Source organism: Aerococcus sp. HMSC10H05 (assembly GCF_001806975.1).
Classification (GTDB): Bacteria; Bacillota; Bacilli; order Lactobacillales; family Aerococcaceae; genus Aerococcus; species Aerococcus viridans_B.
In genome coordinates, this window is the sequence record NZ_KV786992.1 from 34,714 (window position 1) to 56,785 (window position 22,072).

The window sequence follows — 22,072 nt, forward strand, 5'->3', positions numbered from 1 at the left end:
TATTTTTTTATCCACACATTCAATTGATCCAAACAAAAAACTGCCTAACTATAACGGCAGTTTTTTAATAGCTCTAATGGCTTTATTATAAGTTGATAAACCACGCAAAGGCCCATTGCGATAAGGTATCAATAATCCCCAGGAAAATGGCCACCATGATAATTGTTGATAGTACGATACCAGTGTAACGTACTAATTCGCCACCAGTTGGCCATGTAGTCAATCGCATTTCATGCCATACATCTTTTAAAAATTGCATCTACTTCCCTCGCCCTCTATCATCTTTTAGTCAGGTATGACTATTTCGTCTCTTTATGCATTGTATGTTGGTTACAGTGTCTACAGAATTTCTTCACTTCTAAACGCTTTGTACGGTTATTGGCATTACTATTTGTTGTGTAATTTCTAGAGCCACATACTGTACAAGCAAGTGCTACTTTCTTTGTTGCCATAATTCACAAGCTCCTCGATTTATGATTCATTGTACATAGTACTTACGTCGATGGTCAATGTCAATTTATTTTTCCTGCACTTTTAATTATACCATAAATAACAAAAAGGAGTTGCACTGTCATCAGCCAACTCCTCAAAACAATTCATTTCCTGATCATCAAAATATACATGGTTTTCAAAAGCAGAAGAACCGTCTACATTATAAATCGTCAAAATATTCAGATAAAATTTGGCGGTATTTTCGCTTACACTTGGCAATTAACGAATGTACCTGTTTCCTAGTATAACCAGTGTAGTTTTCCATCTCTTCATAAGAAAATCCTAGTTTAAAATAATCATAGGCAGTTTTCTCCATAGCAGACAAACTATCCTCATACTTGGTAATAGTCTCATTGAAGAGATATACATATTCGGGTGGAAACTCTTTCGTCCGTAACCGGTTTTCAATACTATTTTCTTCACCTTCATTTGCAAATAAGTCCAGCGAACGTTCCACCTTAAAATTCGCAATACGTTTATCTGTCATATGCATCCGGCGAATATCCAATAACCTATTCTTAAAAACATTTGCAAAGTAAGTTGTAAATGTAGCTTTACTATTTAATCGATACGTTTCAATCGCCTGAACTAAACAAATTCTAGCTTCTTGATAGTAATCATCATTCTCCAAGATATACTTTGGAACACGCCAACGATTAGCAAATAAAGTAGGTAAAACTTCTTGATATAATGCATCAAATACTTCTTCAGTAAGGTTATTTTTGCCTTGTAACACTAAGTCCAATACCTGTGATTGGTCTTTACTTTGTTTACGCTTTGCCATAGTTTATCCTCTCCATATAGATCAACCAAGCGCAGTCCAAAAGACCAAACACACCAAATCATGCTATTCACTTTTCTTATCAATTAAACGCTTATAAAAATCATTTAGTTTATCTAGCTGATGGACTGACCATGGTATGGATCTTTGATATTTATTGTATTCATAATCATTACTACCATGTGCAATTTCCACATTGGTTTTCTGTACATCTCTATATAACTCTTGTGCTGATTGTCTTAAAGCACCTTTTTGGAAAACAATTCGCTGCTCAGCTAAATCACTCGTCGCAACCGTTACATTATGTAAGGGGCTCACCAAATCTACTATCATCTCTTCGATATATGAATCAGCAGTTTGCCCTTCACTAGTAAAGACGACATGTAGGTTAAATTGATCATAAGTTTTAGAAATACCCGGAACAAACATGGCATCAAAAATTACCCATGTTTCGATATCGTGATAGCCTACATAGTTAGAAAGGGTCTCTAACAATAAGTCTCTTGCAGCCTCAATTTCATCTCGATTTTTCAATTTCACAAGTAAAGGCCATGAACCAATCATGTTGTACCCATCAACGATTAAGCGTTCTTTTTTTAGTGCCATGTCATCCCTCCTTTCTTCGTTAACTGACTATGATAACAATTCCCTAATTAGCTATTACCCATACGACTTTGATAAATTTGATACATTAATAATCCTGCTGCTACACTAGCATTTAAACTTTGAACGTGACCACGCATTGGAATGGTAATCATGCCGTCAAGGTGTTTTTTCACACCTGGTGAAACGCCTTTCCCTTCATTACCAATCACAACAGCAATTGGAAGTGTCGCATCCATTTGCCACATGGATTGACCTTTCATATCTGTACCAAATACCCATACGCCACGTTCTTTTAAAGTATCAATGGTTTTAGAAATATTGGTTACACGTACAACCGGCACATGTTCAATCGCACCAGTTGAAGTCTTGGCAACCACTTGCGTTAACCCGACAGCGCGGCGATTTTGAATAATGACACCATGAACTCCTGAAGCATCAGCTGTTCTTAAAATAGAACCTAAGTTATGTGGATCTTCAATGCCATCTAGGACCATAATAATAGGGTCTTCGTTAGCGGCTTCGGCTTTTTTAAAGATATCCTCTAATGTTGCATATTTGTATGCTGCAATAGCCAATACAACACCTTGGTGGTTACCGCCATCAGAAAGCGTATCTAATTTTTCTTTTGGTACATTAGACACTAAGATATTTCGTTTGTTCGCAGCTTTTAAAATCGCTTGCGCATTCTTTTCATTTAAGCCATTTTGTAAGAAGATTTTGTTGACGTCATGATCGCTTTCTAGCACTTCCATTGCGGCATGAAAGCCATAGACAAAATCAGGAGATTGCTCTAAAGCTTCCTTATTATTGGTTTTACGGGGTTGTCTATCTCTGTTTTTTTGTCTTTGATTATTTCTAGCCATGTGCTTACTCCTCTTTTTGTGCGTGTTGAATGTGTTGAATACAGAAGGTTGCAATGTCTTTAAAGCGGTCTTGATCATTTAAATAAGCAAAACCCATCAACGCTTCAAATCCAGTTGCCAGTCTATAAGTATGAATATCTGCGTTTTTAGCGCTTGAGTGACTTTTCGCGTTACGCCCTCGTTTAAAGATGGTGATTTCATCTTCAGTAAGGAATCCTTCCTCAGCTTGCATCGCCTCTATTAATAGCGCTTGTCCTCTTGCGGAGACAAATTCAGTAGCTGCTTTATGTAAATCCTTTGGTTTCGTTAGGCCACTTTTGACCAAGTGATCACGCACGACAACCTCCCAAGAAGCATCTCCCAAATAAGCCAAGGTTAGGCCGCTTAGTTGCTTGATTTCATTTTTTGATAAAGACTCTTTTTCAGACATTTAGTTGACTCATTTCTGTATTGATTCTCATTACTTTCGTTTGCACTTAAACTTACGCACGCTTCCAGCGCGTACCTTGAGCAGTATCATCAAGAATAATACCCTCAGCTTTTAATTGATCACGAATTTCATCCGCATGGGCAAAGTTTTTATCAGCACGCGCTTGATTACGTTCATCAATTAAAGCTTGAATATCATCCGCCAACAACTCTTGTTCATCGGATAAAGTGACCCCAAAAATCGTTAACAGGGCTGTAAAAGTTTCTTTGAAAGCTTCAAGAACTGGCACTGATACTTCTTTTTGGTTTGTATATACATTCATATCACGCATTAAACGATAAACCACAGTTAAACCATTAGGCGTATTAATATCATCATCCATCGCTTCAATAAATGCATTCTCTATATGCTTAATTTGCGCTAAGATGTCCGCATCATTATCTAAGCTATCTTTAGCGTCTTTAAAGCGGTAGTTTAAGTTCGCATAAGCTGTCTTCAAGTTGTTTAAGTTTTTGGTGGCATCTTGAATATTTTCTTCGTTAAATCTTAACGGCGACCGGTAATGTGCTGATGCCAAGAAGAAGCGAACCACTTGTGGATCGACTTGTTGGATTAAGTCATGGGCTAAGACAAAGTTACCTAAAGATTTAGACATCTTCTCATCATCATCACCCATTGTCACAAACCCATTATGCATCCAATAATTAGCAAAGGTATGACCTGTGTGTGCTTCAGATTGGGCAATCTCATTCTCATGGTGCGGGAAAGTTAAGTCATGGCCACCTGCATGGATATCTAAAGTATCGCCTAACAGTTTCGTTGCCATCACAGAACATTCAATATGCCAGCCCGGACGACCTTCACCCCAAGGAGAAGTCCAAGAGATCTCACCAGGTTTAGCCGCCTTCCATAAGGCAAAGTCTACAACATCTTCTTTCTTCGATTGACTATCTGCTTCCAATCGCTCAGATGCCCCTGCCCGTAAATCATCGATACTTTGATCAGATAGCTGACCATATTTCTCAAATTTACGCGTTCTATAGTAGACATCACCGTCTACTACATACGCAAAGTCTTTATCCACTAAATCCGCCACAAATTGAATGATATCATCCATATTCTCCACAACACGTGGGTTTTTAGTAGCACGTTTCACATTTAAAGCATCCGTATCTTCATAGAATGCTTCAATATACTTATCCGCAATTTGTTCAGGGGTTAACCCTTCTTCATTCGCACGGTTAATAATCTTATCATCCACATCTGTAAAGTTAGACACATACTTCACATCAAAGCCACGATACTCAAAATAGCGGCGTACCGTATCAAAAGCAACAGTAGACCGGGCATTCCCAATATGAATGTAGTTATAAACAGTAGGACCACATACATACATTGAAATATTTCCTGGCACTAGTGGTTTAAACTCTTCCTTCTGATTGGTTAATGTATTATAAATTTTTAACATAATTTTGCCCTTCCTATGTCCGTTGGTTTGTTTAGCGATAAAGCAAACGGTCTATTCGAGGCGATACGAATAAGTCGTTTGCATGCAAGTCACGAGTTATTTCGTATAGGCTCATTATAGAAACATTTTGCTCAAAAATACAAATCGCCATTTTTTGAATTATGGCATTTTAATGAGAGAAATTATTCCTCTTCAATCCTTATCATTCTAACATATTTGACAATATTATAGAAATAAATGAGAATTTATTATACTTTATAATGTATATTTACCCTGAATAATTATTAGCTGCATTTCAAATTTGTTCTTTTTATATCCTATAAGTTTATTAATTGGAAATTAAGCCATTTTTATCTAATCATATTTTAATGAAAAAATTTTATAAACCTTGCTATTATAACATTCCTATTTTTTGTCTTTTTAAAAATAAATAAAAATCAGTAAAAAAATGATTTTATACTACTATAATTCGTCCAAATTCTTATTATAATGCATAACTTATTTGTAAAAAAAGATCTTTTTACTTCACTAAAAGTAAGTATAATACAATAGTTGTTTTTATCAGACGATATTAAAACATGGAAAAACGCCTCCTAGTTATCCTAGGAGACGTTTTTAATTTTAATAATTATTTTTTATTTCAAGATTAATTTGCACTACCTGGTTCTGGTGCGCCTTCCCATACCGGAATGGATGAACCTGCTGACATTTCGTCGATGATGGCTGCGACTTCGTCTGTTTGATAGTATTCAAGGATTGTCTTGTATACTTCATTATCAGTTTGGTCTTCTTGGACTGCGATGACGTTGTAGTATGGTTTAGATGATTCTGCGACTGGTTCTAGGTAAATAGCGTCTTGTGTTGGTACATAACCTGCGTCTGTTGCCATGTCATTGTTGATTAATGAGATATCCACGTCAGTTAAAGCACGCGCTGTTTGGTTGGCTGCCATTTCTTCAAATTGTAAGTTTTTGGGATTTGAAGTAATGTCACTTGTTGATGGTAATAATCCTTTTGATTCATCTAGTTCGATTAAACCTGCTGTTTGTAGTAGTAATAAAGCACGTGATCCGTTTGATACATCATCCGGAATAGCCACTAAAGCACCGTCTTTTAATTCATCTAGAGAATCGATTTTCTCAGAAAAGACACCCATTGGATTTAAAGTGGTATAACCTAACGTGGTATTTGAATAACCACCTTCTTCATTGATGGAATCCATATAGATTTCTGTTAAAGCGGAGTGCATATCAATCGAACCATCATCTAGAGATACGATTGGTTGACGGTAGTCGGTAAATTTCACCAATTCAATTTCAATATTTTCTTTTTCTAACAATTCTTCTTGTAGGTATTCCCATTGGTCGTTTTTATCTCCAACCACACCTAGTTTCACTTTTGTTGTTTCTTCACTTTGACCACAAGCAGCTAATACAAAAACTACTAGTGCCAAGCTCAATGCACGTAAAATTTTCTTCATGGTTATTCCTCCAAAATGATTATTCTCATTCACTTATTTTAGGGAAAACCAATCATAATTGCAATTTCATCGAGATACTAGATTACCATAAACCTTGATAGGTTATTACTATCAATCGCTATGTATTTTTATGATTTAATTGATGGTTCTTTTTGCGCTAGGTATTCATCTCTCAGTAAAGAAAATACCACTGAGTCTGATGGTCCACTATCTAGTTGTTCATCTTGTCTAAGAATCCCTTCTTCAGTAAAGCCTAGACGTTTTGGAATGGCTTGGCTTTTATGGTTGGTTACCGCTGCTCGAATTTCTACACGGTTTAAGGCTAAATCATTAAAGAGATAATCAAGTAGAAAAGCTACAGACTTGGTCATAATCCCTAAGCCTTGGAATTCTTCTCCTAAATAATAGCCTATTGAGGTCGACTTGTTTAAGTGTTTAATATAATGCAAACCAAGTACACCAGCTAGTTGGCCTTCATACCAAATCCCACATTGAAAACCATCTTTATTGGCAAATTGTTGTAGCCCCTCTTTAATAAAAGGTAATTCATCTTCCGCAGCTTTCATAAATTTCACCCAAGGTAAGTATTCACCTAGGTAATCACGTGAATGGTCAATTAACTGGTACAAAGCTGCTGCATCACGCTCTTCTAAAATTTTAATTGATAATTTGTCATCAATTGGAGTTTGAAACATGCCACCACACCTTTCTGATTTTCTTTATATCATAACACCTTATAGATTTTTTAGCCGAGCGAATACAGCCTGTCTATCCAGCGTTCCTAAACGCTTATCATTTTCCGTGATTTCAACCACCTCATCAGTTGCTAGTAAGGCGTATAAATCCTTTTGGTGACTGGCGATATCAATTTTAGGATAGTCTGGATGGTCTCCTAAAAGTGGTTGAATATCTGGTCGGAAGATATTTAAGCCAAAGACATCTTCTTTCTCTTGGTTAAATAAGGAGGCCACTACCTGATTTTCTGGATTTGTCAGAATTTCTTGAGCCGTATCCACTTGAACTAAGCGACCCTGGTTCATAATCCCAATTCGGTCAGCTAATTTAATGGCTTCATTCATATCATGTGTGACAAATAAGATGGTTGTCTTCAACCGTTGATGAATATCGACTACAAGGTCTTGTAGCTGGTTACGGGAAATTGGATCTAAGGCTGAAAAGGGTTCGTCCATCAAAATAATATCTGGTTCAGCAGCAATCGCACGTAGAATGCCAATCCGCTGTTGCTCTCCACCAGATAAAGCATCAACTGGTCGGTTCCGGTAAATTTCGGGATCTAAACCAACTAAATCAAGTAGTTCGTCAATTCTAGCTGCACGTTTCTCTTTAGGCCAACCAATCATTTCTGGAATAACATCAATATTCTCACTCACATTCATTGTTGGGAAAAGGGCAATCTTTTGTAAGACATACCCCATATTCCAGCGCATTTTCTCAATATCATGATCTTTAATCTTTTGTCCTTTAAAGTAAACATCTCCACCTGTTGGTTTAGTTAAGCCATTCACCATTTTAAGTGATGTCGTTTTCCCACTACCTGAAGGACCCACTAAGACAAAAAATTCTCCTTCATGAATAGTAAGGTTCAAGTCATCAATGACGCGTTTATCCCCATAAACTTTCTCTACATGTTTAAATTCGATTATACTGGTCATTATGCATCCTCCCCTATTAAGCCTTTGTCGACTAAGAAATCATGGGCTACTTGGCTAGGCTCTTTGCCTTCAACGTTTACAGCATAGTTCATTTGAATCATCTCATCTTCTGTCACTAACCCACTTAATTTGTTTAATGATGCCACAATTTCTGGATGGTCTTCAGCAAAGTCCGCTTTCATCAATGGACCTCCTTGATAATCAGGGAATAGCCCTAAATCATCTTCAAGCGTCACCAAATCATACTCTAAAATTTGGCTATCAGTTGAATAGGCATCAATCACATTGACTTCATTGTTATTGATTGCATTGTATCTAAGCGCTGGTTCAAGACTTTTCACTGACGGGAAGGTCAACCCGTATAATTCTTGAATACCAGCATAGCCGTCTTGACGGTCAATAAATTCTAAGGTAAAGCCAGCTGTGATATCATCTTCAACTTTCAATAAATCTGAAATCGTTTCTAGATCATTCTCCTCTGCAAAATCACGTTTCACGGCTAATGCGTAAGTATTTTCAAATGAAAATGGTTCTAGAAAAGTCATATCATACTGGTCTTTTAATAAGTCACGCGCTAATTGATAGGTGTCTGCTTGGTCAAAGTCGCTTGTATCAGTAGCTTCATCTACATCAACTAGACTTTCAAGAACAGTACCTGAAAATTCTGGATAAATGTCGATTTCATTATTATCTAAGGCAGAAAAGAGAAAGGTTGTTTTTCCAAAATTGGCTTTGACATCCACATTGACATCGTCATTATCTGCTTCAATGATTTCTTTATACATATGAATGAGGATTTCTGGTTCTGACCCTAATTTACCGGCGATGGTGACATTTGTTACTTGACTAGTCAACCGTTCTGCCAAGATAGGTCCACCAATCCCTACAAATAGCACCAACAAGCTAATCAGAATGGTTTTCATGTTTTTATTTTCTAACCATTTAATGAATGCCCCAAAGATAATCGCTAATAAAGATGATGCGATGGCACCAATTAGCGTTAAATTACTATCATTTCGGTCGATCCCTAACATAATCAAAGACCCAAGCCTACCAGCACCGATTAAAGTCGCTAAGGTCGCTGTTCCGATAGTTAATACTAATGAGGTCCGAATACCTGATATCACCACCGGCATGGCAATCGGTAATTCCACCTTAAAGAGACGACGGCGTCTAGGCATTCCAAAGGCAATCGCAGCTTCTTCAATAGTTGGATCAATTTCTACAAAACCTGTATAAGTATTTTGTAAGATAGGCAAAATGGCATAAACAACTAAGGCAATGAGTGCTGGTATTGAACCTATCCCTACTAAGGGAATTAACAAACCTAACAAGGCCAATGAGGGAATCGTTTGTAAGATACTAGCAAACTGTAATACGGGTTCTGCATATTTGCGGTGGTCATTCAACCAAATAGCTAGAGGAATGGCAATCACACAGGCGATGAACAAGGCAAGTAAGGAAATAGCCATATGTTCATAAGTAGCAGTGAATAATTGGTCTTTACGTTCCATTAACGTTAATAAAAAATCGTTCATGATAACTCCTTCCAAGTTATGAGATGTAGGTAGATCATTTAAAAGTACGCAAGATCATATTGTGTCATCATAGGTATAGATGATTTCAGCAAAATGATCACTCGTATGTTATATTATCGCATAAAAACCCATAAATACATTGCAATAAGCCTGTCTTTAACTGACTGTTTTATCTAAAGTTGACTTTTTACATTTTATGCTTTCAACAAACCAAAAAAAGAGCCATGCAAGCATGACTCTTCTACAGGTATTCACAAGTATTATATGGATTCTACACCGTATGCTTTTACATATAGTTTTTGTGCCACAATCGGTGAAATGATTGAAGTAATGATACATACCATCATTACAATCGCTGTAGCGCTTGTTGATTGGTCCGCGAAGACTAATGGTAAGGCTGATGCGATACTAGCGGGATTGGCTACTGACATACCTGCCACGTTCCAAATAGCTGCACCATCTACCCCTGCATTTTGTTTCATAATGTAGCGGTCAAATGGAATTAATGGTAATAATAAAACCATAAAGATTACAGCCATCAAAATACCTGGCAAACCTGATGCAATAGCTGATTGAATGTTCATCGCTGCACCCAAGTTCCAACCTAAGAAAGGTAGTAAGCGCCCAATCATTGGAACGAAGAAGTCGGTAAAATCTTTGTCTAGGTTACCTAAAATAATACCAACTAATAAAGGAATAAAAATTGAGATAATAGGTTGCCAGTCGATCCCAGCTGCCCCACCATCAGCTGTTAAAATACTTAGTAAAATTAATGGCGCAAATGGCATCCCTATTAAGCCCATGATACCGTATACCGCACCAAATTGTTTATCCCCATAACTTGAATGGATAGCTAGTGCTACGGCTGGGTTTAAAGAATAGATCACACAAGCAAAAGCCAATAGGTTAATGCCAAAAATGCCATCTAAACCAAATAACCAGTAAAAAACTAAAATATAGATTGTTGAAATCACTAACTTAAATAGAATCATTGGTAAATGACGTTTTAGTAAGGGCACAATTTGTTTTAAATCCAAACTTGTCCCTGCTGAAAAGACCAATAACCCAATCACAACGTTGGTACCCATTTGAAATGTTTGTTGCGATGTACCACCGATTACATCATACATATTAGGAAAGATAGACACTAATATTAATGACACTACCATCGGAATCAAAAACATCCCCGCTGGTACTTTATTTATTTTCTTAAACATAGATAAACCTCTCTTATATCATTTATGAACCACTACAATTAGGCTATCATATATGGCTTTTAATGCTTAGTCAATAGTATTAGTCCGTTTTCTACGCAATAATTCAATCTTTATGACTAAAATTGCAAACATGAAAACCATAAAAATCCCCCTGCATTTAGCTAGCATAACTATATGCAAGGGGGATTCATTTATTTAAACGAGATATTGTTAAAGTGATTTATTTCTTTATACCATGGAAGAAGGCGTTTAATAAGACAACTGTTACACCACCAGCTACGATTCCTGAAGAAGTTAGCCAAGAAATCCATTCTGGTAACTGTGCAAAGGCTTCAGGTGCAATAGCTACACCTAATCCAATTGTAATTGCAGCACCAATAATTAATTGGTTACGATTATCTGCTAAGTCTTGAGCACCTAATACGCTGATACCATATGATAAGACATTACCAAATAAGAAAATCATTGCACCACCTAATACAGCTGACGGTACAGAAGTCGCAATAGCGCCAATTTTGGGAATCAAACCACATAGTAGCATTAAGATAATCAAGTTAACGAAAATAGATTTCCTTTTTTCTCCTGACATTTGTACTACGCCGACATTTTGTGAGAAGGCTGTTTGTGGTGATGTATTGAAGATACCCGCAAGTAAATAGCCAATACCCACTGATAAGTATGATCGACGAAGATCTGCTTCATCGATGTCTTTATCGTACATCCCAGCTAGCGCATAGTTGATACCTGTTACTTCAATCATAGATATAATCCCAACCACTGTTAGCGATAAAATCGCCGCTGGATTAAATGATGGTGACGCAATGGCAAAAGGCATCGGTAGTTGTACCCAAGACGCCTCTAAAATGGGCTGCATGTCCATTTTGCCCATAAAGATGGCAATCACCATACCAGCAACTAACCCAATTAAAATAGAGATAGATTGCAGAAAGCCTTTAGTAAAACGGTACAGTAAAAGGATGATTAAGAACGTCATTAATCCCAAGATTAAATTATCGATATCCCCATAGTCTGCACTACCCTCACCACCTGCTAGATTATTAATTGCAACAGGAATCAAGGTCGCACCAATTAGGGTCACAATAGTCCCTGTCACTAGCGGCGGAAATAGGTGGGATAGTTTAGCAAAGATCGGCGCTAGTAATAAGATAACTAAGCCAGCTACTAGTACTGAACCGAACATGGTGCCTAAACCATATTGACCCCCCACTTGAACCATTGGCCCAATAGCTGTAAAAGAACAAGCCATTACAACTGGTAAGCCCATACCGATAAATTTACCCCGGTAGAGTTGTAGGAATGTGGCGATTCCTGAGATAACAATATCTGCCGATACAATGTATAAGGTCTGTTGGGTTGTGAAGTTTAGAGAACTTGAGATAATTAACGGTACCACAATGGCACCGGCATACATAGCTAGTAAATGTTGTAGTGAGAGAAATGTAGTTTTAGCAGAGAAGACATCTTTAAAATTCATATTCTTCAAATTGGCCACCCGCTTATGCTAACTTTTCATCTTTTTCATCTACAAAGGCTACTTTATTGCCTGCTAATGAAGCAATACGGCATACTGAGTGAACATCTACTCCCGCATCAATTAAGCGTTGACGTCCTGGTTGGAATGATTTCTCTACACAAATACCCACACCAACAACTTCAGCACCAGCTTGTTTCACTAAATCAATTAATCCTAGACTCGCTTCACCATTCGCTAAGAAGTCGTCAATGATTAATACTTTATCATGTTCATTTAAGTATTCTTTTGAGATGATAATTTCGCTTGTTTTATTCTTCGTAAATGAATGTACTAATGTTGAGAATTTATCTTGTCCAGCAAGTGTTGATGGTTCAGATTTTTTCGCAAATAACATCGGTACTTGGAAGTGTGCAGCTACCATGATTGCAGGTGCAATACCACTTGCTTCGATTGTTAATACTTTTGTGATTTCACGTGATTTAAAGTAATCAAAGAAATCGCTTTGGATTTCATGCATAACTTTTGGATCAATTTGATGGTTTAGGAATGAGTCAATTTTTAAAATCTTTTCATCGATGACTTGACCGTCTTTTAAAATACGCTTTTGTAAGTAGTTCATAATAAATAGCCCCTTTATTTTTGTTACTTCCATTGTACGAACAATATATTTCAATTGCAAGGCATTGTTCGGTGAACCTACGACCAATTTCTAATGGATGCCGGTTTGTCTGAATAAATACTTTATTTCACCAAAAAAAACTGGCTTGTGCGCCAGTTTTTTAGTGAAAATGATATTAGAAATCGTAGTCGTCCTCTTCCATCGCTTCTGATTCACCCATTAAGTATGAATTGCCTACTTGGGAGAAGAAGTCATGGTTACTTGAATCTGTTGAGATCCCATTCATCACAATTGGGTTAACATTTTCTGCTGTACCATCTGGATAGAAAGGTTCAAATCCTAAATTTTGTAAAGCTTTATTGGCATTATAGTGCACAAAGGTCTTGACATCTTTCGTCCAACCTACTTGTGTATAGATTTCCTCGGTATATTTCTCTTCATTTTCCATTAGGTCAAATAGCAGTGCGTACATCCAGTCTTTTAATTCATTTTGTTCATCTGTTGAAAGTTGGTTGTAGCCTAATTGGAATTTATAACCTAGGTAAGTACCGTGAACAGATTCGTCACGAATAATCAACTTGATAATTTCAGCAACATTCTCTAGTTTATTATTACCTAAATACCAAAGTGGCGCATAAAATCCAGAGTAGAATAAGTAAGTTTCTAGGAATACGCTAGCGATTTTCTGTTGTAGTCCAGTTCCGTTTTGGTAAATTTCGTTGATGCGGCGCGCCTTGTATTGAAGATATTCGTTATTGTTAGCCCATTCGAAAATCTCATCAATTTCACGAGTCGTATTCAATGATATAAAAATTGTTGAATAAGATTTAGCATGCACTGACTCCATAAATAGGATATTATTCAATACAGCTTCTTCGTGCTGTGTCCGAACAGCATCACGCATCACGTTTGCCCCTTCTTCAGACTGTAAAGTATCTAAAGCTGTTAAACCAGCAAAGGCTTTGTTAACTACATCACGCTCTTCGTCCGTTAAGATCCGCCAATCATCACGGTCATTAGATACCGGAATACGTGTATCCAACCAAAATTGCGAGGTCAATTTTTCCCAAGTTGACTTATCAATCGCATCTTCTACGCGGTTCCAATCAATTGATTTATAGTATAAAACATGATCATTTGTTGGTTCTCCACCCAAAATTTGGTTAAAGTATTTTTTATCTTTTTGTGTCATTACTCATTTTCCTCTCGTTTACGTGTTAAATCACACATGATTCACATTGGTTTACGCCAATTTCTTTATCGAAGTCATTTGTATAAGTCCGCACATAGTAAATCGATTTAATGCCTTGTGACCAAGCATAATTACGCAAGCGGTTAAGGTCACGGGTAGTCATCTTGTCCGTATTCCCATTCTTCCATTCATATAAACCTTGTGGGATAGTGGATTGCATAAACAAGGTCAAGGACATCCCTTGATCAATATGTTTTTGTGCTGTTGCATACGTATCGATGACTTGACGCATATCCGTTTCGTAAGCAGATTTGTAATATTCGATCGTATCATTATCCAAGTATGGTGCTGGATAGAACATTGAACCAATATTTGTTTCTTGACGGTTTTCAATTAAATGCACAATTGGATGAATGGATGACGATGCTTCATTGATGTATGAAATCGACCCTGTTGGTGCAACTGTTAATAGGTAAGCATTATATAGTCCATCCGCCATGATTGCTTGGTTTAATGCCGCCCAATCATCCGGTGTTGGGATGTGGATATGTTCGAATAATTTAGCTACCTTCTCAGATTTGAAGACGAACGGTTTTTGGTTGTCAATGTAACGCTCACGAATGTAAGAACCATCGGCATAAGCTGATTGGTCAAATTCAAAGAAGCTTTCTCCACGCTCTTTTGCCATTTGGTTTGAGGTTTTCAAAGCGTAATAACGTAATGCCATAAAGTAAGCATCCGTTAACTCTAGTGCTTCAGCTGACCCATAATGAATTTGATTGGTAGCAAGCGCTGTATGTAATCCCATCGCGCCCAATCCGATAGCGTTATAGGCTGCGTTACCACGTTCAACACTTGGTACAGCTTTGATTGATGTCATATCAGAAACAGCAGTTAAAGCACGTACGGCGGTATCCACAGCTTGCTCAAAGTTATGCGCTTTTAACATTTCAGTGATATTGGTTGAAGCTAAGTTACAAGAAATATCCATACCAACTTCTTTATAAGTTAAGTCTTCATTTAGAATAGATGGCTTTTGTACTTGCATGATTTCAGAACATAAGTTAGACATAGTAATTCTCCCGTTAACCGGGTTTTCCTTATTCGCTGTATCCACATTCATGATATATGGATAGCCAGATTCTTGTTGTAGACGAGAAATCTCTTGTTCTAGTTCCCGGGCATTGATTTTATATTTCTTGATTTCTTTGTTGGCGACCATATCCTCGTAGTGTTCAGTGATATCCACGTAACCAAATGGCTCGCCGTAGATTCTTTCCACGTCATATGGACTAAACAAGTACATGGGTTCATTTGTTTTCAATAGTTCGTAATATTTATCCGGCACAACCAGTCCTAAAGACAGGGTCTTCACACGAATTTTCTCATCTGCATTTTCTTTTTTGGTAGATAGGAATTCATAGACATCCGGGTGAAAGGCATTTAAATAAACAACCCCAGCACCATTTCGTTGACCCAATTGGTTAGCATAAGAAAAGGCATCTTCTAACAGTTTCATTACTGGCACAACACCTGAACCAGCATTTTCAATACCCTTAATTGCGGCGCCGGCCTCACGAAGGTTACTCAAATTTACACCTACACCACCACCACGTTTAGAGAGTTGTAGAGAGGAATTCACTGCTCGTCCAATTGACTCCATATTATCTTGGACATCAATTAAGAAACAAGAAACCATCTCACCGCGACGCTTCTTACCTGCGTTTAAGAAGGTAGGTGTAGCCATTTGTAGACGGTGTTCAATGTGCTCTTCAGCAATATGCCAAGCTAAATCTTCATCGCCATCTGCTAAATACAAAGCAGTAAAAGCAATTCGGTCTTCATATCTTTCTAAAAATCGTTTGTTGTCATTGGTTTTTAAGGCATATTGCGTGTAAAACTTATAAGCACCCATAAAGCTCTTGAAACGGAATTTATGGCTATACAAATGATCAAACAAGGATTGGATGAAACCGAAAGAATACTTATTTAAGAAACCTTCTTCAATATAATCGTTGTCTACTAAATACTGTAATTTTTCTTCTAATGTATGGAAGAAAACCGTATTTGGGTTCACATATTCTAAGAAATAAGCCCTAACCGCTTCACGGTCTTTATTTAACTGGATTTTTTTGTCAGCAGTTGGGATATTTACCATATTATTAAGCTTAAAGTAAGTAATGTCTTTCGTATTTTCAATTTCTAATTTCTTGGTATCTGTCAATTTTCTCTAACTCCTCTGTTAACTTAGCCACGTCATAAGCAGACCCTTGGAATTCAAATCCATGTAAGACAGGAATATCGAACTCAGCAGATAATTCCTTTACTGTTACACAGAATAATTGGGCAAAATTGCGGTTGCCCCCACCAAAAAAGCCCTTGCATAAACTAGCATTATCTGCCCATTCTAAAAATTCTTCAGCTGTTTCAATCACGTCACCATACACATGACTTTCATATGATGGGATCACCATAATAAACGGCTCAGTCATTGTCACTGGTGCTATTGCGGATGAAATCTCATAAGTATCAAATCCTTGAACCTTATGAATAAAACGTCTAGTTTGACCCGTTAATGAATAATAAACTATGCTTGCCATGCTGCCACCAAAGCTTCCATCTTTTCAGTTACATAACCATTGAAATGGTTTCCTCTTGAGTCTGCAATTACTGGTAAAGACAAATAACCTAATTCTTTTACTTCATCTAGATACACAGACTCTAGATCTACGCGTTTCTCTTCAAATGGAATCTCTTTAGCTTCAAGGTATTTCTTGGCAAATACACATTGTGGGCAGCCACTCTTTGCATAAACTGTGATTGTCATGGTTATTACTCCTCGCTTTTTATTAAAACAACACAATAAATTGTGGTTAATTTATTTTTTTACTCTATATATTGTGTTAAATCTAGTCATAGTATAGGGGTGGAGATGAACTATTATCAATCGTTACTTACAAGTTTCATAAAAGAAATAACAAATTGTATCTTCCTATTTTTATAGAAGATGATTAGATTAGTAGCTTTTAAACGTTTTATATTTTTTGCACAAAAATACATTGATAAATTTAGATGAAAGGTAAGCGAATTTTGTATTTACTGATAACGTTTTGTTAACTATTAAGTTATGCATATCTTTTTATACCGTTAAAATAAAAAAAACTATCCAAGCTTACGCTTAGATAGGAAAGATTAAATATTTGATTATAGACTTGCTAGAGCTTGGTCTAAGTGGTGGGCTACTTTTTCTTTACCCAACACTTCAATTGTTAAACCAATTGAAGGTCCGTGTTGTTCACCTGAAGTGGCTACACGGATTGGCATATATAAGTTTTTACCTTTTACGCCAGTTTCTTTTTGAACAGCTTTAATTGCTGCCATAATATTTTCTTCTTTGAAGTCATCAGCTGGAATTTCAGCTAATTTCGCTTGGAAGGCTTTTAATACATCCGCTACACCTTCACCAGCTAATACTGCTTTCGCATCATCTGCAATATGTAATTCATCTTGGAAGAACATATCTGATAATTCAACGATTTCAGCTGCATATGACATTTCATCTTTATATAATGAAACCAATTTTTCAGTCCATTCACGTTCTTCTGCTGTTGATGTTTCAGATACACGTCCTGCTCTTTGTAGGTGATCAATCGCTAATTTCGCTACGTCTTCAGCATCTGCTGCTTTCATGTAACGGTTATTGATCCATTCTAGCTTTTTGTTGTCAAAGGCTGCTGGTGACTTACTTAGACGGTCTGTATCAAAGATCTCAATCAATTCATCCTGTGAGAAGATTTCTTCTTCGCCTTTTGGAGACCAACCTAATAAAGTGATAAAATTAAACATTGCGTCAGGTAGGTTCCCCAAGTCACGGTATTGTTCAATAAATTGTAAAATTGACCCATCACGTTTAGATAATTTTTTACCTGTTTCAGCATTTACGATTAAAGTCATGTGACCGAATGTCGGGCGGTCGAATCCTAAGGCATCATAAATCATTAATTGTTTTGGTGTATTCGCAATATGGTCATCCCCACGCAATACATGTGTAATTTCCATCAAATGGTCATCCACTACAACGGCGAAGTTATATGTAGGCATACCATCTTGTTTACGGATAACAAAGTCACCTGAAATAGCTGCTGATTCGAAAGAGATTTCCCCTTTTACCATGTCATCAAAGGTATATGTTGTGTTGTCAGGTACACGGAAACGGATGGTTTCTGGGCGGCCTTCTGCACGTGCTGCATCGATTTCTTCCTGTGATTTGTCGCGCCATTTACCAATGTAACGCGGTGTTTCACCATTTGCGACTTGCGCTTCATGTTCTGCTTCGATTTCCTCAGGTGTATCAAATGCATAGTAAGCTAAACCCTTGTCTAATAATTCTGTTAGGTAACGGTCATAGATATCTTTACGTTCAGATTGACGGTAAGGGCCAAATTCACCTGGCTTATCTGGTCCTTCATCCCACTCAATACCCAACCAATGTAGGTTTTCAAGTTGAGATCTTTCTCCATCTTCAAGATTTCGTTTAGTATCAGTATCTTCAATACGAATAATAAATTCCCCGTCGTTGTGACGAGCGAATAAATAATTAAACAAGGCGGTACGAGCATTCCCAATATGTAAATGGCCAGTTGGACTTGGCGCATAGCGTACGCGTACTTTATCTGACATGTTGATTTCTCCTTTTATCTTAAGCTTTTCAATCAAAATAGGCTGGTAAACATACCAACCTAATTTTCCATCAGTATAATTATATATCTAGTCAGCTATTTTGGCAAAGACCATGCGTCCTGCATTGGTTTGAATCGCTGAAGTAATCTCTACTGAAAGGGTCTCATCAATATGATGTTTGCCTTCTTCAACGACAATCATTGTACCGTCGTCCATGTAGGCTACGCCTTGTTGACGCTCTGTACCAGCTTTTACGATATGTACGGAAATCGTCTCCCCAGGAATCACAACAGATTTCAATGCATTCGCTAACTCATTAATGTTTAATACTTTAATCTTGTGAAATTGACTCACTTTATTCAAGTTATAATCATTTGTTACCACAACACCATCGACTAACTTAGCTAGACGCAATAATTTTAAGTCTACTTCTGATTCATCATCGAAGTCTCCGGCATAGAAATCTACAACCACATCATCTAAGTCTTGAATTTGATTTAAAATATCCAAACCACGACGACCACGAACCCGTTTTAATGAATCTGCTTGGTCCGCAATGTATTGTAATTCTTTCAAGACAAAACTGGGGACTACGATCACACCTTCGATAAAGCCTGCTTTTAGGACATCTAAAATCCGCCCATCAATAATCACTGATGTATCTAAAATCTTATAGGGCTGGTAAGCCTCATCCGCAGCTTGTCTAAGTGATAGTAAGGCATCCGTATACATATCATGGCCTTCTGAGTGAGTGGATAAGTCACTTTCATATACTTCCTTATCTGACTGTGTGTCTTCAGTAATAGTCGTATCCGTTGCTTCACTACGTCTCACTTGCGGAATACGGGTAAGCATCTCCATAATCTCAGCACTCTTATTAGAGAAAAGATAAAAACCTAACACCCCTAAAACAATCGTTAAGACAATGGGTAAGATATTTGAAATGAATGGCCAACCAATCGCCACTAAAGGAATGTTGATTAACCAAGCTAAAACTAGTCCAATAATAACACCTACTGCAGAAACTAAAACCTTTTCGATCGATAACTGACGCATGTCACGTTCGATATCGCGAATAAAACGCATCAATAAAGGCTGTGTTAATCCGTAAATAAGAAAAAGAATAATTGCACCAAGTACGATGTTAAACAATGGATGATAGAAAAAGCTAATATTGATATTGACCATGTCCCAAAGTAAAGGTAATACATAATAACCTATTGAAGATCCTAATATTACTATGAGCACGTGAGATAATATTTTCCAAAATCTTTCATTCATATTATTCACCTCCTTTTCTATAAAAATTAAAGCGGTTTCTTTATTATACTACCGCTTTTATAGTATATCTTTTTGTTTACATTTACACAATAAACTTACTTAAAATTTAGTCTAGTATGCATAATCTTAACCTGAAATTTACATATAGCGCTTATTTGAGATAAAAAGAGAGCTTGGCTACCATTCAATCCAAACTCTCTAGTATTTATTTTGTAAAAATCATATTTAATACTTCTCTTACAGTCGTTACACCAACTACTTGTATTTTTTGTTTACCAGTTAAACCGGATAACGCATTTTTAGGGATAAAAATGCGTTCAAAGCCTAATTTTTCAGCTTCTTGAACACGTTCCGCAATTCTTGTTACCCGTCTAATTTCACCAGTCAACCCAATTTCTCCAACGAAGCAATCAGTTGGTTTCGTTTCTTTTTCTCGGTATGAAGAAGCCACAGCTACTGCAATGGCCAGGTCAATAGCCGGTTCGTCTAAACGGACCCCACCAGTTGATTTGAGGTAGGCATCTTGATTTTGAAGCATTAAACCAGCTCTCTTCTCAAGCACAGCCATAATGAGTGATACCCGTGAATAATCTAATCCAGAAGCCGTTCTACGGGCATTCCCAAATGAGGTCGGTGTAAGTAGCGCTTGAATCTCCGTTAAAATCGGTCGTGTGCCCTCCATCGAAGCAACAACCGCCGATCCATTAGCACCCGCTAACCTTTCTTCTAAGAAGAGTTCGGAAGGATTAGCGACTTCATGTAAACCATCTTGCTGCATATCAAAGACACCTATTTCATTGGTTGACCCAAACCGGTTCTTCACTGCTCGTAAAATCCTGAAAGTATCATGCTTCTCACCTTCAAAATACAGTACAGTATCCACCATGTGTTCTAAAATACGCGGTCCAGCAATATTTCCTTCTTTCGTCACATGTCCAACGATGAAAATACCAATATTTTGTGACTTCGCTAATTTCATTAGCTCTGCTGTCGTTTGACGGACTTGTCCAACTGATCCTGCCGTTGATGTCGCATCTTCGTGGGTCATCGTTTGAATAGAGTCAATCACTACAAAGCGTGGTTGTAAGTCATAAATAGCATCTTGAATAGCTGCCATATCAGTTTCTGCATAAACGTAGAAATCTGCCCCTTCAAATCCTAATCGGTCCGCTCGTAGTTTAATTTGATGCATCGATTCCTCTCCCGACACATATAAAACTGGCCCAGCGCTCTGATGCAGTTCAGCTGATACCTGTAGCATTAAAGTGGATTTCCCAATCCCTGGGTCACCACCAATTAAAACCAAGGAACCTTGCACCACACCGCCACCTAAGACGCGGTTTAATTCACCTAATTGGGTTTGGATGCGCGGCGTTTCTTCACCTTTAACCGTCGCTAATTTTTTTGGTTTCATCCGGATTGAGCTGGCTTGTCCAGCACGTGTTTCAGGATGAGCAATAGTCTTACCATACAAGCGCTCCTCTTCCATTTGGTTCCATGCCCCACAATTCGGACACTTGCCATAGAACTGAACACTCTCATAACCACAAGCCTGACATACATATCTCGTTGTCGGTTTCTTAGCCATCTTGGACTTCACTCCTTTCTATTAATTTGAAAAATATCAATTGCTATTATTGACCAGAAGAGCCAAAACCACCTGCACGCACTTGGTCACTTGGCTGGTCATCAGCAGTCGTTAAGAAAGAAAGGAAAATCCCTTGCGCAATACGCTCACCTTTTTTAATTTGAACGTCACGCAAACCAAAGTTTACTAATTGCACAAATAAATGGCCTTCATTATTTTCATTATTATAGTAATCTGCGTCAACAATACCTACACCATTAGGTAAGGAAAGACCTCGTTTAAGCGGATTTGAAGACCGGCAAGTTAATTGTAAGTATTCATTCTCGCCCATATAAGCTTTTAAACCAGTCGGCACTAATACTGGTTTGATAGCACTTTCGTCCACTTCGCCTGCCACATTTAAATGCGCGAAGTCTTTTAGGACATGCTTTACACCAGTCTTCCACATTGCCGGTACAATGATATCTTCAGCCGCTGCGATATCATAGCCAGCCGATAGGGTTGTTGAACGTCTTGGCAATGTAATTGCCTCATCATTGGCATAGGCCGATATTTTCTCAAATCCTCGTGTATTTTCTACTGTCATAAACAAATTCCATCCTTTACTACGCATACTTGAGTTTTACTGACTTATTGTACCATTGATTAGCAAATTTCTAAACGTAAGAC

The 22,072-nt window shown here is 37.5% G+C and carries 22 protein-coding genes; all 22 read right to left on the reverse strand.

The features are described from left to right. Nucleotides 1-85: 85 nt before the first annotated feature. Entirely contained in the window at nt 86-259 is a 174-nt protein-coding gene (secE, locus tag HMPREF3116_RS06330; RefSeq protein ID WP_070468471.1) for a preprotein translocase subunit SecE, read from the reverse strand. 40 nt (nt 260-299) lie between these two features. Beyond that, entirely contained in the window at nt 300-452 is a 153-nt protein-coding gene (rpmG, locus tag HMPREF3116_RS08780; RefSeq protein ID WP_083272790.1) for a 50S ribosomal protein L33, read from the reverse strand. A gap of 200 nt (nt 453-652) precedes the next feature. Then, entirely contained in the window at nt 653-1,276 is a 624-nt protein-coding gene (locus tag HMPREF3116_RS06335; RefSeq protein WP_070468472.1) for a sigma factor, read from the reverse strand. 63 nt (nt 1,277-1,339) lie between these two features. Beyond that, the gene (locus tag HMPREF3116_RS06340) at nt 1,340-1,879 is read right to left on the reverse strand and encodes an NYN domain-containing protein (protein WP_070468474.1); all 540 of its coding nucleotides are present in this window, start codon (nt 1,877-1,879) and stop codon (nt 1,340-1,342) included. A gap of 47 nt (nt 1,880-1,926) precedes the next feature. Continuing rightward, nucleotides 1,927-2,742, reverse strand: coding sequence for a 23S rRNA (guanosine(2251)-2'-O)-methyltransferase RlmB (gene rlmB / locus HMPREF3116_RS06345; RefSeq protein WP_070468476.1), 816 nt, complete (start codon nt 2,740-2,742; stop codon nt 1,927-1,929). A 4-nt stretch (nt 2,743-2,746) separates the two neighbouring features. Continuing rightward, on the reverse strand, nt 2,747-3,172 hold the full coding sequence (locus HMPREF3116_RS06350; protein ID WP_070468477.1) for a Mini-ribonuclease 3: 426 nt from the start codon (nt 3,170-3,172) through the stop codon (nt 2,747-2,749). Nucleotides 3,173-3,224: 52 nt separating this feature from the next. After that, nucleotides 3,225-4,640: a cysteine--tRNA ligase gene (gene cysS, locus HMPREF3116_RS06355; RefSeq protein WP_070468479.1), complete on the reverse strand. Its 1,416-nt coding sequence runs from the start codon at nt 4,638-4,640 to the stop codon at nt 3,225-3,227. Between the two features lie 646 nt (nt 4,641-5,286). Then, on the reverse strand, nt 5,287-6,120 hold the full coding sequence (locus HMPREF3116_RS06360) for a MetQ/NlpA family ABC transporter substrate-binding protein (RefSeq protein WP_070468480.1): 834 nt from the start codon (nt 6,118-6,120) through the stop codon (nt 5,287-5,289). Between the two features lie 128 nt (nt 6,121-6,248). After that, nucleotides 6,249-6,815 (reverse strand): GNAT family N-acetyltransferase, encoded by a 567-nt coding sequence (locus tag HMPREF3116_RS06365; protein ID WP_070468482.1) that lies wholly within the window; start codon nt 6,813-6,815, stop codon nt 6,249-6,251. Nucleotides 6,816-6,854: 39 nt separating this feature from the next. Then, nucleotides 6,855-7,793: an ABC transporter ATP-binding protein gene (locus HMPREF3116_RS06370; RefSeq protein WP_070468484.1), complete on the reverse strand. Its 939-nt coding sequence runs from the start codon at nt 7,791-7,793 to the stop codon at nt 6,855-6,857. Then, nucleotides 7,793-9,331, reverse strand: a complete 1,539-nt coding sequence (locus HMPREF3116_RS06375) for an ABC transporter permease/substrate-binding protein (protein WP_070468485.1) — start codon at nt 9,329-9,331, stop codon at nt 7,793-7,795. Before HMPREF3116_RS06375 ends, HMPREF3116_RS06370 begins: the two co-directional genes overlap by 1 nt. Nucleotides 9,332-9,591: 260 nt before the next feature. Then, nucleotides 9,592-10,548: a 2-keto-3-deoxygluconate permease gene (locus HMPREF3116_RS06380; RefSeq protein ID WP_070468487.1), complete on the reverse strand. Its 957-nt coding sequence runs from the start codon at nt 10,546-10,548 to the stop codon at nt 9,592-9,594. Between the two features lie 220 nt (nt 10,549-10,768). Further along, nucleotides 10,769-12,043, reverse strand: coding sequence for a nucleobase:cation symporter-2 family protein (locus HMPREF3116_RS06385; RefSeq protein ID WP_070468597.1), 1,275 nt, complete (start codon nt 12,041-12,043; stop codon nt 10,769-10,771). Nucleotides 12,044-12,065: 22 nt separating this feature from the next. After that, the gene (locus HMPREF3116_RS06390) at nt 12,066-12,662 is read right to left on the reverse strand and encodes a xanthine phosphoribosyltransferase (RefSeq protein WP_070468489.1); all 597 of its coding nucleotides are present in this window, start codon (nt 12,660-12,662) and stop codon (nt 12,066-12,068) included. 175 nt (nt 12,663-12,837) lie between these two features. After that, nucleotides 12,838-13,854, reverse strand: coding sequence for a class 1b ribonucleoside-diphosphate reductase subunit beta (nrdF, locus tag HMPREF3116_RS06395; RefSeq protein ID WP_070468491.1), 1,017 nt, complete (start codon nt 13,852-13,854; stop codon nt 12,838-12,840). A gap of 25 nt (nt 13,855-13,879) precedes the next feature. Then, nucleotides 13,880-16,078, reverse strand: a complete 2,199-nt coding sequence (gene nrdE, locus HMPREF3116_RS06400; protein WP_070468493.1) for a class 1b ribonucleoside-diphosphate reductase subunit alpha — start codon at nt 16,076-16,078, stop codon at nt 13,880-13,882. After that, on the reverse strand, nt 16,050-16,454 hold the full coding sequence (locus HMPREF3116_RS06405; protein WP_070468495.1) for a class Ib ribonucleoside-diphosphate reductase assembly flavoprotein NrdI: 405 nt from the start codon (nt 16,452-16,454) through the stop codon (nt 16,050-16,052). Before HMPREF3116_RS06405 ends, nrdE begins: the two co-directional genes overlap by 29 nt. Next, nucleotides 16,442-16,681 (reverse strand): glutaredoxin domain-containing protein, encoded by a 240-nt coding sequence (locus HMPREF3116_RS06410; protein ID WP_070468497.1) that lies wholly within the window; start codon nt 16,679-16,681, stop codon nt 16,442-16,444. The genes HMPREF3116_RS06405 and HMPREF3116_RS06410 overlap by 13 nt, the downstream gene beginning before the upstream one ends. A 377-nt stretch (nt 16,682-17,058) precedes the next feature. Further along, nucleotides 17,059-18,534, reverse strand: coding sequence for a glutamate--tRNA ligase (gene gltX, locus HMPREF3116_RS06415; protein ID WP_070468499.1), 1,476 nt, complete (start codon nt 18,532-18,534; stop codon nt 17,059-17,061). An 87-nt stretch (nt 18,535-18,621) separates the two neighbouring features. Beyond that, a complete protein-coding gene (locus HMPREF3116_RS06420; protein WP_070468500.1) occupies nt 18,622-19,815 on the reverse strand; it encodes a PIN/TRAM domain-containing protein in 1,194 nt (397 codons plus the stop codon). A gap of 205 nt (nt 19,816-20,020) precedes the next feature. After that, nucleotides 20,021-21,403 carry a DNA repair protein RadA gene (gene radA, locus HMPREF3116_RS06425; RefSeq protein WP_070468502.1) on the reverse strand — a complete coding sequence of 461 codons (1,383 nt, stop codon included), beginning with the start codon at nt 21,401-21,403 and terminating at the stop codon, nt 20,021-20,023. 46 nt (nt 21,404-21,449) lie between these two features. Beyond that, nucleotides 21,450-21,989: a dCTP deaminase/dUTPase family protein gene (locus tag HMPREF3116_RS06430; RefSeq protein ID WP_070468504.1), complete on the reverse strand. Its 540-nt coding sequence runs from the start codon at nt 21,987-21,989 to the stop codon at nt 21,450-21,452. Nucleotides 21,990-22,072 lie beyond the last annotated feature (83 nt).

Bases quoted from the DNA above. Each gene is read 5' to 3' on its own strand.
- HMPREF3116_RS06350 (WP_070468477.1), bottom strand. From the start codon at position 3,172: ATGTCTGAAAAAGAGTCTTTATCAAAAAATGAAATCAAGCAACTAAGC.
- secE (WP_070468471.1), bottom strand. From the start codon at position 259: ATGCAATTTTTAAAAGATGTATGGCATGAAATGCGATTGACTACATGG.
- HMPREF3116_RS06370 (WP_070468484.1), bottom strand. From the start codon at position 7,793: ATGACCAGTATAATCGAATTTAAACATGTAGAGAAAGTTTATGGGGAT.
- rlmB (WP_070468476.1), bottom strand. From the start codon at position 2,742: ATGGCTAGAAATAATCAAAGACAAAAAAACAGAGATAGACAACCCCGT.
- HMPREF3116_RS06375 (WP_070468485.1), bottom strand. From the start codon at position 9,331: ATGAACGATTTTTTATTAACGTTAATGGAACGTAAAGACCAATTATTC.
- HMPREF3116_RS06340 (WP_070468474.1), bottom strand. From the start codon at position 1,879: ATGGCACTAAAAAAAGAACGCTTAATCGTTGATGGGTACAACATGATT.
- HMPREF3116_RS06390 (WP_070468489.1), bottom strand. From the start codon at position 12,662: ATGAACTACTTACAAAAGCGTATTTTAAAAGACGGTCAAGTCATCGAT.
- HMPREF3116_RS06385 (WP_070468597.1), bottom strand. From the start codon at position 12,043: ATGAATTTTAAAGATGTCTTCTCTGCTAAAACTACATTTCTCTCACTA.
- HMPREF3116_RS06380 (WP_070468487.1), bottom strand. From the start codon at position 10,548: ATGTTTAAGAAAATAAATAAAGTACCAGCGGGGATGTTTTTGATTCCG.
- radA (WP_070468502.1), bottom strand. From the start codon at position 21,403: ATGGCTAAGAAACCGACAACGAGATATGTATGTCAGGCTTGTGGTTAT.
- HMPREF3116_RS06430 (WP_070468504.1), bottom strand. From the start codon at position 21,989: ATGACAGTAGAAAATACACGAGGATTTGAGAAAATATCGGCCTATGCC.
- gltX (WP_070468499.1), bottom strand. From the start codon at position 18,534: ATGTCAGATAAAGTACGCGTACGCTATGCGCCAAGTCCAACTGGCCAT.
- HMPREF3116_RS06405 (WP_070468495.1), bottom strand. From the start codon at position 16,454: ATGGCAAGCATAGTTTATTATTCATTAACGGGTCAAACTAGACGTTTT.
- HMPREF3116_RS06420 (WP_070468500.1), bottom strand. From the start codon at position 19,815: ATGAATGAAAGATTTTGGAAAATATTATCTCACGTGCTCATAGTAATA.
- HMPREF3116_RS06335 (WP_070468472.1), bottom strand. From the start codon at position 1,276: ATGGCAAAGCGTAAACAAAGTAAAGACCAATCACAGGTATTGGACTTA.
- HMPREF3116_RS06410 (WP_070468497.1), bottom strand. From the start codon at position 16,681: ATGACAATCACAGTTTATGCAAAGAGTGGCTGCCCACAATGTGTATTT.
- cysS (WP_070468479.1), bottom strand. From the start codon at position 4,640: ATGTTAAAAATTTATAATACATTAACCAATCAGAAGGAAGAGTTTAAA.
- HMPREF3116_RS06365 (WP_070468482.1), bottom strand. From the start codon at position 6,815: ATGTTTCAAACTCCAATTGATGACAAATTATCAATTAAAATTTTAGAA.
- nrdF (WP_070468491.1), bottom strand. From the start codon at position 13,854: ATGACACAAAAAGATAAAAAATACTTTAACCAAATTTTGGGTGGAGAA.
- rpmG (WP_083272790.1), bottom strand. From the start codon at position 452: ATGGCAACAAAGAAAGTAGCACTTGCTTGTACAGTATGTGGCTCTAGA.
- HMPREF3116_RS06360 (WP_070468480.1), bottom strand. From the start codon at position 6,120: ATGAAGAAAATTTTACGTGCATTGAGCTTGGCACTAGTAGTTTTTGTA.